The sequence below is a fragment of the Brevibacterium sediminis genome (genome assembly GCF_024895295.1).
In the GTDB taxonomy this organism is placed as follows: Bacteria; Actinomycetota; Actinomycetes; order Actinomycetales; family Brevibacteriaceae; genus Brevibacterium; species Brevibacterium sediminis.
This window is the reverse complement of the sequence record NZ_JAHQRN010000002.1, coordinates 202111-214942: the sequence shown is the minus strand read 5'-3', so window position 1 is coordinate 214942 and position 12832 is coordinate 202111. Positions and strand designations below refer to the sequence as shown.

The 12832-nt window shown below is 64.8% G+C and carries 12 protein-coding genes; 3 read left to right on the top strand and 9 right to left on the bottom strand.

Translation table 11 applies throughout. The annotated features are described in order from the left end of the window. Nucleotides 1-43 precede the first annotated feature (43 nt). The 5 genes from KTJ89_RS05320 to KTJ89_RS05300 form a co-directional block, all read right to left on the bottom strand. Entirely contained in the window at nt 44-1225 is a 1182-nt protein-coding gene (locus KTJ89_RS05320; protein ID WP_259357003.1) for an MFS transporter, read from the bottom strand. Beyond that, a complete protein-coding gene (locus tag KTJ89_RS05315) occupies nt 1225-1572 on the bottom strand; it encodes a VOC family protein (RefSeq protein WP_259357002.1) in 348 nt (115 codons plus the stop codon). The genes KTJ89_RS05320 and KTJ89_RS05315 overlap by 1 nt, the downstream gene beginning before the upstream one ends. After that, entirely contained in the window at nt 1569-1736 is a 168-nt protein-coding gene (locus tag KTJ89_RS05310; RefSeq protein ID WP_259357001.1) for a ribbon-helix-helix domain-containing protein, read from the bottom strand. Before KTJ89_RS05310 ends, KTJ89_RS05315 begins: the two co-directional genes overlap by 4 nt. Before the next feature lie 86 nt (nt 1737-1822). Further along, a complete protein-coding gene (locus tag KTJ89_RS05305; protein ID WP_259357000.1) occupies nt 1823-2170 on the bottom strand; it encodes a nuclear transport factor 2 family protein in 348 nt (115 codons plus the stop codon). Nucleotides 2171-2176: 6 nt separating this feature from the next. After that, entirely contained in the window at nt 2177-3247 is a 1071-nt protein-coding gene (locus KTJ89_RS05300) for an AI-2E family transporter (RefSeq protein WP_139469331.1), read from the bottom strand. Between the two features lie 95 nt (nt 3248-3342). Here KTJ89_RS05300 and KTJ89_RS05295 point away from each other — a divergent pair, with 95 nt between their 5' ends. Both KTJ89_RS05295 and KTJ89_RS05290 read left to right on the top strand, forming a co-directional pair. Continuing rightward, the gene (locus KTJ89_RS05295; RefSeq protein ID WP_259356999.1) at nt 3343-5916 is read left to right on the top strand and encodes a M3 family metallopeptidase; all 2574 of its coding nucleotides are present in this window, start codon (nt 3343-3345) and stop codon (nt 5914-5916) included. Further along, nucleotides 5897-6658 (top strand): queuosine precursor transporter, encoded by a 762-nt coding sequence (locus tag KTJ89_RS05290; protein ID WP_248284022.1) that lies wholly within the window; start codon nt 5897-5899, stop codon nt 6656-6658. The genes KTJ89_RS05295 and KTJ89_RS05290 overlap by 20 nt, the downstream gene beginning before the upstream one ends. A gap of 228 nt (nt 6659-6886) precedes the next feature. On the opposite strand, the gene tgt is transcribed toward KTJ89_RS05290, so the two are convergent. After that, nucleotides 6887-8143 (bottom strand): tRNA guanosine(34) transglycosylase Tgt, encoded by a 1257-nt coding sequence (gene tgt / locus KTJ89_RS05285; RefSeq protein ID WP_259356998.1) that lies wholly within the window; start codon nt 8141-8143, stop codon nt 6887-6889. Between the two features lie 21 nt (nt 8144-8164). On the opposite strand from tgt, the gene mmuM reads away from it, so the two are divergent. After that, nucleotides 8165-9100, top strand: a complete 936-nt coding sequence (mmuM, locus tag KTJ89_RS05280) for a homocysteine S-methyltransferase (RefSeq protein WP_259356997.1) — start codon at nt 8165-8167, stop codon at nt 9098-9100. A gap of 9 nt (nt 9101-9109) precedes the next feature. On the opposite strand, the gene KTJ89_RS05275 is transcribed toward mmuM, so the two are convergent. The 3 genes from KTJ89_RS05275 to KTJ89_RS05265 all read right to left on the bottom strand — a co-directional run bounded on the left by KTJ89_RS05275 (nt 9110) and on the right by KTJ89_RS05265 (nt 12696). Then, the gene (locus KTJ89_RS05275) at nt 9110-10117 is read right to left on the bottom strand and encodes an isopenicillin N synthase family dioxygenase (protein ID WP_259356996.1); all 1008 of its coding nucleotides are present in this window, start codon (nt 10115-10117) and stop codon (nt 9110-9112) included. A gap of 108 nt (nt 10118-10225) precedes the next feature. Further along, nucleotides 10226-11632: an FAD-binding oxidoreductase gene (locus tag KTJ89_RS05270; protein WP_259357224.1), complete on the bottom strand. Its 1407-nt coding sequence runs from the start codon at nt 11630-11632 to the stop codon at nt 10226-10228. Between the two features lie 2 nt (nt 11633-11634). After that, nucleotides 11635-12696: a pyridoxal phosphate-dependent aminotransferase gene (locus KTJ89_RS05265; RefSeq protein WP_139907131.1), complete on the bottom strand. Its 1062-nt coding sequence runs from the start codon at nt 12694-12696 to the stop codon at nt 11635-11637. Nucleotides 12697-12832 lie beyond the last annotated feature (136 nt).

Below are 12832 nucleotides of genomic sequence, written 5' to 3'. Positions count from 1 at the left end.
CTTCCGTCGAATGAGCTGACGGCTCCGCCAACTGTCTTCCCCATCAATCCTCCAATCCTCCGAAATCCTCAGCAGCAATTACAGCGACCGCGAGTTCGCTCGGGCCTACGCCCCCAGCCTGAGGCTTACTGGCCAGAACGTAAAGACTTGGGTAGGCCAATCCCACACCAACTCCAGAGAGAGTCCACGCGGTCAATGCCGATGAATAGGAGGGCAAGAATTCGACGCCCAACACCAATGCAGCAATTGACACCCCCGCTACCAGCAGTCCCGATTGAGACAGTCGAACTGAAATGAATCCGCGGGCTGCGGCCGTCAGAATCAGACTTGTCACGCCCCACGCGAGCGGTGCCGCGCTGAGCACGATAGCCGACTTACCCAGGCTCACCTTGAATCCGTCCGTCAAGAGGATAGTAATGAGGCTGTCCGCTCCGAAATAGCCGAAACCGAATAGCAACATCCCAACCAGCGCCGAAGGAACCCCTCTCTTCAGCCGCAACGTCCCTCGTGGCATGACCGCCGCAAGGCCAAGCGCGGAAACAGCGACTCCAACACAAACAAGAATCAGAGAGTGTGTCCCGAACATCACGCAGGCCGCACCGACCGGAATCAAAAACATTCGCCGAACCGGCGGCCTGGATGCAGGCGACAAATCATCGTTCTTCACTGCGCTGACGATGAGGAGTCGCCCAATAAGCACGATGGGTGCGGGCACCAGCAACGCCCACCTCCACCCAATGACATGTTCAAGCCCCAAAGTAGCGACTGGGCCGATCAGCGCGGGCAAGATCCACATCGAGGCTGAAATGGCGACGACCTTCACACGAATCGAATCTTCCAGGTGCTTGATGGCGGCACTGAACCCGAAGAGTGCGAGCAGGCCACCAGCTGAGCCGCTGACGAACTGGCCAATCGTGAATACCCAGCTCACAGACGCCGCCGCAGACAACGCTAATCCACCGAGATAGCCGAGGACTCCGAGGCTGAGTGCGCCCTTTGTTCCCAGACCGCGAACCACCGGTCCGATCAATGGAATTGCGACGAAAAGTCCAAGACTCGTTCCCGCTAGCAACAGTGCGAGTTGATCGCGAGCATCGAGATCCGGGGCGATCACCGGAAGCAGAGTCGAAGCCACGAAGCGCGACACGGCAGTGGCGAACTCCACCGCGATGATGCCTACGGCCAGCGCGGCGACACTGCCGCGCCCTCGGTTCTCGTCTGGCACTATGTATATAACTCGCGATCGTACCGATTGACCTGCACCCAGACTCCGTCCGGGTCGCACAGACGAAGCGACTGTCCAAAGTTTTCGTCAATCACGGGACTTGTTTCATGCCCTGCAGCCGACATCCGAGTAGCGACTTCGTCCAAAGGCTCGTCAGTCTCGAAAGCCAGTTCGCAACTTCCGCCTTCGGTTGCTGACGCCGCGTGGATGGCCAACACACCTGCGGCGGCAGGCATCTCGACCCAGTTGCCCGGACGCGACGACGAACCAATTTCCAGCCCGAGTGCACAGTAGAACTCCGTCGCGGCCTCAACATTCTTGCTGTACCGAATCGGCAGTACTTTCACGGAGGACTCCCTTCTTCATCTGCCGCAAGACTAGAGAGATGGTCTTCAATGGCCCTTTCGACGAAGACGGACAAAGAGACCTCGGCATCGACCGAAGCATGTTTGACCCGCTTGACCAGCTCAGGCGGCAGCCAGATATTGAACTGTTGTTTTCCTGCGACCATGAACACTAGTGTACTAGTTAAGTAGCCTTAGCAAGCTGATGGTCGTGGAGGGACTCCATTTCTGCCAGTAGAGCCGGAAGGCTCAGCTAAGCGTCAGCCGAGCCTTCCCGATAAATTGTGGCCCGGGCGATCTGCCCGTCGGCCAGGTCGAAGATGGCGACGAGCCCCGCACTCTTCGCCTCGCTTTGATGAGACCAGTCTTCGCGCATCTCGACGGCGATGGACGAACCACCGTCGATGATCCGGCGCAGGCGTAGCCGCGGCCTCAGCGATTGCATTGCTCCGGTGAAAAACTCTCGAAGACCGCCTTCCGGAACGGTGTAGTCACCGGTAACCCAGGTGGCAGACTCAGCAAAGTCAGCCAGCAGCTCCTCGACATCGCCCGCGTTGAACGCTGCGATATGCCGGTCAACCAGGTCACATGCATGAGGCATGAAATACTACTTCTTCGCCTGCGCCGGGACGACGACCTTGCGGATGATGATGAGCGCCGAGGCGGCCACCGGCACTGCGACCACCGCACCGAGCACACCGCCGAGGGTTCCGCCGGCGATCGCGGCGATGATGACGAGGGCACCGGGCACGTCGACAGCCTTGTTCATGATCCGCGGGCTGAGCAGATACGCCTCGACCTGCATGTACACGAGGTAGTAGATTCCGGCTGTGATGCCCAGCCCGGGCGAGACCATCAGACAGGACGCGGTGATGATGATCGCCCCGGTGATCGGGCCGACCAGGGGTATGAGCGAGGCGAGGAACGCCACGAACGCCAACAGCGCCGGCAGCGGGGCACCGATGATGGTGAGGAAGATCGCCGAGCATACGCCGTTGATGACACCCAAGGACACCTGACCGAGGACGTAACGTCCGATGGATCGGGTGACCTCCTCGGTGACGGATTCGACCGTCGGCCGCGATGAGGCTGCGACCAGGGAGAACATTGCGGATTTGATCGTCGGCATGGACACGGCGAAGTAGATGGTGAGGATGACGACGATGATCACGCCGGTGAGGAAGCTGAGGATTCCCGCCCCGATCGACACGACGCCGCCGCCGAGGGAGAGCACATTCTTCGGATCCGAGGCCCAGTCCGCGATGTTGGCGAACACCGCATCGATGTCGATCGCGCCGGTGAACTGCTCTTCGAGCTCCGTCACCCACCCGGTCGTGGCAAGGTTCGCCACGATTCCGGGCAGATCCGCGACGAACGTCTGGATCTGACTGATCACGGCCGGGGCGATGAGCAGTGCGACGCCGACGACGATGAGGATGAAGGCCACGACGACGATGAGCACCGACAGCGACCGCGGAACCTTGCGGTCGACGAGCCACTGCACGATCGGTTCGAGACCGAGAGCGAGGAACAGTGCCAGACCGATATAGATGATCACGGTCGCTACGGACTGCAGCGCCGTCATCACCACGATCGCCAGCCCGACGCCCAGGGCGCCGGTGAAACCGAGCCGGAACGCGCTGTTGAGTGTGAGGGACTTGCCCTGCCCAGTGCCCATGGAACCCAGTGTAACCAGCGATCATGCACTGGTCGGTCGACTCACGTTAGGATCGGAGCGAACCCCCAACCGCTTCAGAAAGTGAATCGTCGAGCATGAGCGCAGATCCGAACAGCATCGATGTCTGGGAAGCGTTCCTCGACCCGCAGTCCGACTATTCGCTGCCCGACTTCGCCGCAGTCACCCCGGAGACGCTGCTGACCGCGGTTCGCACGGCGACCGATTTCGCCCGCGCCGAGGTGGCTGCCATCATCGCCGACGACGCCGAGTCCACGTTTTTCTCCACCACGGTGAGATTCGAATCCGCGTCCGTGCCGATGACCCGCATCGCCTCCGTGGCGGCAGCCATCGAGTCGAATCATCTGCGTCCCGAACTCACCGACGCCATCTCCGAGACCTGGGAGCTCCTGTCGGCCACCGAGACCGAGATCTTGCTGAACGTCGACCTCTTCCACCGCATCGAGCAGGTTTCGGTCTCCGACCTCAACCCCGAGGACAAGCGTCAGCAGGAACTGACCATCGATCAGTTCGTGCGTGCGGGCGCCCGCCTCGGCGAGGACGAACGCGAGCAGATGGCCACGATCGCGGCCGAACTGACCACTTTGGAGAACTCCTTCTCCCGCGCTCTGCAGCTCGATACGCGCGAGTTGGCCGTCCACCTCAGTGAGGCCGATTCCCTGGCCGGGATGAACGACGATCAGATTGCGGCAGCGGCGAATCGTGCCGCCGAGCGCGGCGTCGACGGCTACCTGCTGCCGCTGAACAACTTCACCCAGCAGGGTGTGCTCGAATCCCTGAGCACAGCACAGACGCGCCGGCACGTGCTGAACAACTCGATGGCCCGTGGATCCCGCGGCGGCGACGGCGACACCCGCACCCAGGTCGCCGACACCACGGCGCTGCGTGCACTGAAGGCGCATCTGCTCGGATACCCTTCCTACTCGTCCTTCACCATCGACAATCAGACGGCCGGCAACCCCGATGCCGCTGCCGATATCGTCTCCTCTCTCATCAATCCCGCGAATGCCCAACTCGATGAGGAACTTGCGCAGGTCAAGGAGCGCTACGGCCTCGAGACGGTCGCGTCCGAAGACGTCAAGTACTACCTTGCGAAGTTCCGCGCCGACGAATTCGGCATCGACCCCGACGAGGTGGCCAAGTACTTCGAATTCGACACAGTCCTCACCGAAGGCGTCTTCCGGGCCGCCACCGGACTGTACGGAATCACGTTCTCCCCGTACGAGGGCGTCACCGCCTGGCATGAGGACGTCCGCGTCTATGAGGTCACCGATGTCAACGAACGTCACCTGGGGCTCGTCCTCATCGACCCGTACTCGAGAGATACGAAGCGCGGCGGGGCCTGGATGGACCAGCTGGTTCCGGCCTCCCGGCTGACCGGGCTGCTGCCGGTCGTCACCCTCTCGCTCAACCTCGCCAAGCCCGGTCCGGGCCGGCCCACGCTGCTCAATCCGACCGAGCTGACGACGTTCTTCCACGAATTCGGCCACGTCCTCCACGGGCTCTTCGCGAACTCCACCTACCCGTCGACGGCCGGCACCGCCGTCCCCCGCGACTACGTCGAATTCCCATCCCAGCTCAACGAGATGTGGCGCTTCCACCCGCAGGTCCTCCCCCACTTCGCCAAGCACGTCGACACGGGCGAGCCGATGCCGGCCGAACTCGTCGACGCGCTCATCGCCTCGGAGAAGTTCGGGCAGGGATTCGACACGATCGAATATCTCGCCGCTGCCATGCTCGACCTGTCCTGGCATTCGCTCGAGGCCGGAGAGCACATCACCGAAGTCCTGTCCTTCGAATCGGAGGTGCTCGCCGCGGCCGGCTTCTCGCCGCTCGTTCCGCCGCGCTACCGGTCGACGTACTTCGGGCACATCTTCGCCTCCGGGTATGCGGCCGGCTACTACTCCTACCTCTACTCCGAAGTCATCGCCGCCTGGGTGAGCGAATGGTTCGAGTCCCAGGGCGGACTCAACCGAGAAGCCGGAGATGCCTTCCGCGAGGCGATCCTCGCCCCCGGCTATTCTGTCGACCCGATGGCGGCGATCGAACGCTTCTTCGGCACCCGCCCGGATGTCGCCCCGCTGCTGCGCCGTCGCGGCCTCGCGGAACCCGTGACCGAGGTCGACGGGGAGGAAACCACCGAGACCGAGTCCGGAGCCGCCTCGGCGAGGTGGGATCACCCCAACCACGAGGCGGTCGCCGCCGATCTCGCGGCTGCGGGCATCGATCCGCGCATCGAGATCTTCGACGGCTCGACGCCGACGGCGGCCGCAGCGGCCGAAACGCTGGGCATCGAGGTCGGAGCGATCGCGAACAGCCTCATCTTCTCCTCCGGCGGCGAACCCGTGCTCATCATGGCCTCGGGCGCCCACCGGGTCGACACCGCACATGTCGCCGAACTCATCGGCGTCGACTCCCTCGACCGGGCGTCGAAGGAACTCGTCCGCGAGGCCACGGGGCAGGTCATCGGCGGGGTCGCTCCCTGCGGTCATCCGGGGCCGATTCCGACCTATGTCGATGTGTCGCTGAAGGACTATCCTGTTCTCTGGGCCGGCGCGGGGACACCGAATTCGATGGTGCCTCTGACGTACGAGCAGCTGCTCACGGTCACCGGAGGAAAGGAAATCACCGTTGTCGCAGAAGAGTCCTGAGTCTGGGCGTTCCGAGTCCGAGTCTGGGCAGCCGGATCGCACCACCGATCCGGCGCACACCACCACCTCGGCTGCACGATTCGCAGCTTTCGCTTCCTCCCGGGGCCGCTATTATGCGGTCTTCCTCGCCGTGTTCTGCGCGGTGCTCATCATCTCGAACATCTCGGCCACGAAGGTCATCGGCTTCGGTCCGATCGTCACCGACGGCGGCGCGTTCCTCTTCCCGATCGCCTACATCCTCGGTGATGTGATCAGCGAGGTGTACGGCTTCAAAGCCGCTCGCAAAGCCGTGATCACCGGATTCGCCCTGCAGATCCTGGCCACCTTCGTCTTCTGGCTCGTGCTCATCTCGCCTCCGGGGCCCGGGTACGAGAACCAGGACGCGTTCGCCGCCGTGCTCGGCTTCTACCCGCGCATCGTCGCGGCTTCCCTCGTCGGCTACTTCGTCGGCCAGCTGCTCAACTCGTGGGTGCTCGTGGCGGTGAAGAAGCGCATGGGCGAGTCGAAGCTGTGGGTGCGGCTGCTCACGTCGACCGGTGTCGGCGAGTTCGTCGACACGCTGCTGTTCTGCATCATCGCCTTCGCCGGTGTCATCCCGGGGCTCGACTTCCTCAACTACATCATCGTCGGCTTCGTCTACAAGGTCGCCGTCGAGATCATCTTCCTGCCCGTGACCTACCGGGTCATCAAGCTCGTCAAACGCCACGAACCCAGCTACGAACTCGACGCGGCTGAAGCGTAGATTTCAATGACGCCTTAGCCGACCGGCGCGCGTTCGCGAACTGATGCACCGGACGCCCAGTGGTCAGCCCGAACGGAAAGCGGTTGTCGGCGAGTGTGATCGAGTTTTGTCCCTGGCCGACATCGACTTCTGATCAGGTCATCGGGATAGAACTCGATGTGCTGATCAGAAGTCGATGACTGACCGGTACGGGCCGGCGGGCGACCGCAGCGACCGCCTGAAGCGCGGCTACTTCTTCGCGTAGTAGCGGCCGAGGACTTCGGTTTCGAGCTCGTCGAAGCGGCCGTCGATCATCGCCTGGCGGATCTCGGCGACGAGCGAGACGACGAAGTGCTCGTTGTGGATGGTGCACAGGGTGGAGAAGAGCATCTCCTTCGCCTTGTACAGGTGCCGCAGGTACGCCCGTGAGTAGTTCTGGCACGTGTAGCACGTGCAGTCGGGATCGAGCGGGCCGAAGTCGCGGCGGTACTTCGCGCCGGTGAGGTTGTACCGGCCGTCGCGGGTGTAGATCGCGGCGTTGCGGGCCACGCGGGAGGGCGAGACGCAGTCGAAGGTGTCCGCGCCGGTCTTGATCGCTTCGAACAGGTCGTCGGGTTCGGAGATGCCGAGCAGGTGCCGCGGCTTGTTCTCCGGCAGTTCCTCGCACACCCAGCGGATGATGATGCCGAGGTTCTCCTTCTCCAGTGCCCCGCCGATGCCGTAGCCGTCGAAGTCCATCGCGCCCAGGTCGCGGGCGGCCTTGCGCCGCAGATCCTCGTACTGCGCGCCCTGCAGCACCCCGAAGAGCGCCTGGTAGGGCCGGTGCGACCGCTCCTCGGTGAGGCGGAAGTGCTCTTTGATGCAGCGGATCGCCCACAGCCGGGTCCGCTCGAGCGATTCCTCCTGGTAGCCGCGGGTGTTCACCAGCGTGGTCAGCTCATCGAAGGCGAACATGATGTCGGCGCCGAGTTCGTGCTGCACCAGCATCGAGATCTCCGGCGTGAACCGGTGCATCGATCCGTCGAGGTGGGACTTGAACGTGACCCCGTCATCGTCGACGTTCGACAGCCGTTCCTTGCCGACGGCGACGAGCTCGTCGTTCTGCTCCCCCGTCGACTCCATCGAGATGACCTTCTTGAACCCCGAGCCGAGACTCATCACCTGGAATCCGCCGGAGTCGGTGAAGGTGGGTCCGGGCCAGTTCATGAATTTCCCCAGCCCGCCGGCCTCGTCGATGAGGTCCGATCCCGGCTGCAGGTAGAGGTGGTAGGCGTTCGAGAGCACCGCCTGACCGCCGAGTTCGGCGACCTCGTCGGGGCGCACGGCCTTGACCGTGGCCTTCGTGCCGACGGGAATGAACGCGGGGGTCTGGATGTCGCCGTGCGGGGTGCGGATGACTCCGGTGCGGCCGCCCGTGTCCATGCGGGTGCCCACCTCGAAGCCGAACTGCGATCGGTCGTTGATGGGGGCGGTCTCGGATGCTGCCGGAGTTTCGTCTGTAGTCACCAGACAAGCTTAACTAAGTCCATGACGTTCACCCAGATGTTCACCCTCGCCGAGGTGGCCGCCCCCATCGTCATCGACGGCGGGCTGGGCAGTGCCGCCGAGGATCGCGGCATCGACCTCGACCATGCACTGTGGTCGGCCGAGCTCATCCGCCGTGTCCCCGACACCCTGCGCGCTGTGCACACCGCCTTCGCGAACTCCGGAGCCCGGATACTCACGACCGCGAGCTACCAGGCGACGCCGCTCGGGTTCGCCGCGGCGGGAATCAGCGCCGAGGAGGGCAGCCGGATCACCGGCGACAGCGTGCGCATCGCGCGCGCTGCGGCAGATCGCTGTGCCGCACCAAGCACAAGTATCCTCGTCGCCGGGTCTGTCGGCCCGTATGGTGCGGCGCTCGGCGACGGCGCCGAGTACACGGGAAGCTATCACCGGAGTCCTGAGGATTACACCGCCTTCCATCGTCCGCGCATCGAAGCCCTCGCCGAGGCGGGTGCGGACCTGCTCGCCATCGAAACCCAACCGCGCCTCGATGAGATCCGCGCCCTCATCGCTCTGACCGAGGACATCGGCCTTCCGGCTTGGGTGACCGTGACTCTACAGGGCACCACGGACACGACCGCCCCGACCATGCCCGACGGCAGCACCCTGGCGGACCTCGCCGAGGTGGTGGCCGCCTCGGCGAGCGTGTATGCGATCGGGGTCAACTGCGTTCGCCCGTCCCTCGTGACCCCGGCGCTGAGCGAACTGTCCAAGCACACAGACCTGCCGCTCATCGCCTACCCGAACTCGGGCGAAACCTACGACGCGGACACTCTGACGTGGCACGACGGCGCGGAGCCCGGCGTCGGGTCGTGGCCGGCGGCGGAGTGGACCCGCCTCGGCGCACGGATCATCGGCGGCTGCTGCCGGGTCCGTCCCGACGACATCGCAGAGCTGTCGGAGCGGACCAGCCGCTGACGCGATCCCTCACCCCTGAGCGCCGACGAGCTCCGGATAGTACTTCTCGGCGACGTTCGGGTGGGAGCGCAGTCGGGAGAGAAAGGCGTTCTCCCCATAGACGGCGTGGAGGGCGTCGCGTTCGTCGTCGGTGACCCCGCGGGCCTCGGCGGCGAGTTCGTCGGGCAGTGCGACCTCGGGCAGGCGGGCGCTGAGCGCCGGGTTATAGAAGAATGGGATGGAGATGCGGTCCTGGCCGGGACCGGTCGGCAGGACCCGGTGGACGGTGGCCTTGAGGTAGCCGTTCGTGGCGACTTCGAGGAGTTTGCCGATGTTGACGACGAAGGTGTTCTCGATCGGATCCGCATCGATCCAACCGTCGTCAGTGAGCACCTGCAGACCGGTGGTGCCCGGCTGCGGGTAGAGCAGGGTCAGGGTGCCGCCGTCGCGGTGCTCGCCCACCCCCTGAGTCACGGACTCGGACTCGGCTTCGGGATAGCGAACGATCTTGATGAAGGATTCGGCATCCTCGGCGAACGCGTCGGCGAAATGATCGCCGGGCTGGCCGAGGCTGAGCGCCCACTGTTCGAGGAGGCGTGCGCCGACCTCGCTCAGCTGCGCATGCCAGGAGTCCGTGGCCTCCCGCAGCTCGGGCAGCGATTCCGGGTACTGGTTGGGTCCGGTGAGATGGTCGAAGCCGTTGACCGGTTCGGCCACGGGTGCGCGTTCGGGGCCGATGTCGATCTGCTCGCGCCAATCCACGCGGCCCTGGGTGCGTTCGCCGCCGGTGCGGGTGTAGCCGCGGAAGTGCGGGGAGTTCGTGTTCTCGATCGCGAGCTTGTCGTCCTCCGGCAGTGCGAAGAAGCGGCCGGCGACATCGATGATGCGGCTGAATTCGGCGTCGGGGATGCCGTGGCCGGTGAGGTAGAAGAAGCCGATCTCGTGAGTGACGCGACGCAGGTCCTCGCGGAACTGTTCGGCGGTCGCGGGGTCATCGGCGAGGCTGAGGTCGAGAACGGGCAGCTGGGTGAGCGTCATGGGGATTCCTCTCTTTTCCCAGCACCTTAGGCCGCGCCCTGACGGGGCCGGCCGCGACCGGTCACAGTCGGTCGCGAACCGTCACATTCCGAGACATGAAGAGGAGAATCAGCCGAGCATCTTGCCCGGGTTGAGGATCCCCAACGGATCCACCGCCGCCTTGATCGAGGTCTGCAGCGCCCGCGCACCCGCATCGAGTTCGCGCACCAGCCAGTCCTTCTTCAGATACCCGACCCCATGCTCACCCGTGATCGTCCCACCCAAATCGAGACCCAGCTGCATGATCTCAGCGAACGTCTCCTTCGCCTCGGCCACACTCGCCTCATCCTGGGCATCGAAGAGCACACTCGGATGCATATTCCCATCCCCGGCATGCCCGGCCGTGGACACCTCCACCGAATGCCGGGCCGCGATCTCATCCAACCTGGCGAAGAACTCGCCGAGGCGGGACCGGGGAACGCACACATCATCGATGAGCTCTCCCCCACCAAGCCCCGACACGTACTTCTCCATCGCCGGAGACACAGCCCGACGAGCCGCGACCAGCATCTCCGAATCCGCCGGATCATCGGAGAAGAACACCTCATCGGCACCCTGCGCTCTGGCGATCGCCTCGAACGATTCCAGCTCGGTCACACCGGCCTGCCCCGGAGCATCCGACTGCACCAACAACAGCGCACCGGCCCCGTCGGGCAGCCCGAAATCACCATAGGCATTGATCATGCCCACGGTGCCTCCGTCCATGAGCTCGAGCATCGACGGGGCCGCCCCGGAGGCCATGAACTCAGAGACCGTATGCCCGGCCGATTCCAAGTCCGGGAAGATCCCGACACCGGTCACCGGCGGAGTCAACAGAGGTCTGAGCCCGAGGGTGATCTCGACGATGACTCCCAGAGTCCCCTCGGACCCGACGAACAGACCCGCCAGATCGAGACCGGCCACACCCTTCGCCGTCTGCCGACCCAACCGGGTCACTGTCCCGTCGGCGAGGACCACGGTCAGACCGCGCACGTAGTCTCGCGTCACCCCGTATTTCACACAGCACATGCCGCCGGCGTTCGTCGCGACGTTCCCGCCGATCGTGGAGATCGCCACCGACCCCGGATCCGGCGGATACGACAGACCGTGCTCCGCCAGCGCGGTCTTGAGGTCTTGGTTGATGACACCGGGCTGGACACGGCAGGTCTGGTTCACCTCGTCGATGTCGACGATCGCGTTCAGCTTCGCGACGTTGAGCAGGAGCGCCCCGTCGGTGGCGTTCGCCGCCCCCGACAAACCCGTCCTGGCACCCTGAGTGACCACCGGGATCCGATGCGCGGTGGCGAAGCGCATCACCGCGACCACATCATCGACGTCGGCAGCTCGCACGAGCGCCGAGGCGGTCCCCACCGGACAGAACAGGGCCTTGTCCGCCGAATAGGAGTCGATGACATCCCGATCGGTGACCAGGGCGCCTGCGCTCAGCTCGGCCGCAAGTCCGTCCAGGTCCGTGCCCACCGTCGTCTCCGCACTCATCGTCACAGCGACGCGGCGACCTTGAGCACGCGCTCGAGAGCCTCATCGGGTCCGATGCTCACACGCACACCGCCCTGCAGACGACGCACGGCCACGGCCTGCTTCGCGCACTCGCCTTCGAAGGCGACGGCCGCCTCGGGGTCGAGCGCGATCCACACATAGTTGCCCTGAGCATCGGGCACGGACAGACCCAGCTCCCGCAGATCGTGAGCGAACCGGTCGCGCACCGCGGCGACTTCCTTGGCGCGCACGGCCACCTCGTCGACGCGAGCCAGGGATTCCCGGGCGGCGGCCTGGGCACCGGCGGTGACGGAGAACGGGGCGATGACCTGGCGCATCGCCGAGGCGATCTCGGCGTCGGCGATGCCGTAGCCCACGCGCAGACCTGCCAGGCCGTGCGCCTTCGAGAAGGTGCGGGCGAGCACGAGATTCGGGTGCTTGGCGCGAGCGGCGAGGGAGTCGGCCGCCTCGGTGGCGAATTCGAGGTACGCCTCGTCGAGGACGACGATGACGGACTCGGGCACCTCGGCGAGGAATCCCTCGAGTTCGGCATCGGTGATCGTCGGACCGGTCGGATTGTTCGGCGAGCACAGCAGCACGAGGCGGGTCGTGTCATCGATCGCCGCGGCCAGCCCGGCGAAGTCGTGCCGACCGTCTTCCAGGAGGTCGACGGGGCGCTTCTCCGCGCCCCGCGCCGAGGCGAGGATCGGGTACATCTCGAACGACGGCCACGGATAGACCACGGACGTGCCCGCTTCGAGGGTGATGTTCGTCAGCGCCGTGAGGACCTCGGAGGCCCCGGCGCCGGGGACCACCTCGGCGGGTTCGACATCGAGGTGGGAGGCGATATCGGCCACAAGCGCGGCTGCGGTGGGATCGGGGTAGTTCCCCGGAATCGCCGAGGCGGATGCCACCGATTCGACGACACCCGGCAGCGGCGGCAGGTGGTTCTCGTTCGACGACAGTTTGTACGGGGTCAGGCCGGGGGATGCGACGGGAGGCTTGCCGGGAACGTAGGGAGGGAATTCGGCGAGCGCGTCACGGAGCTGGAAACGTTTGGACATGTGCCCATAGTTGCATATCTTGTGGCGGGCAACACAGACTGTCTTGCCAAAGCGTCCGAATGGTCGGATAAAGGCGAGCAGGGCGGACGTCCATCCGCTGTGAGAATGCTCTCGCGACGCTTCGTTCCCTCCTCCC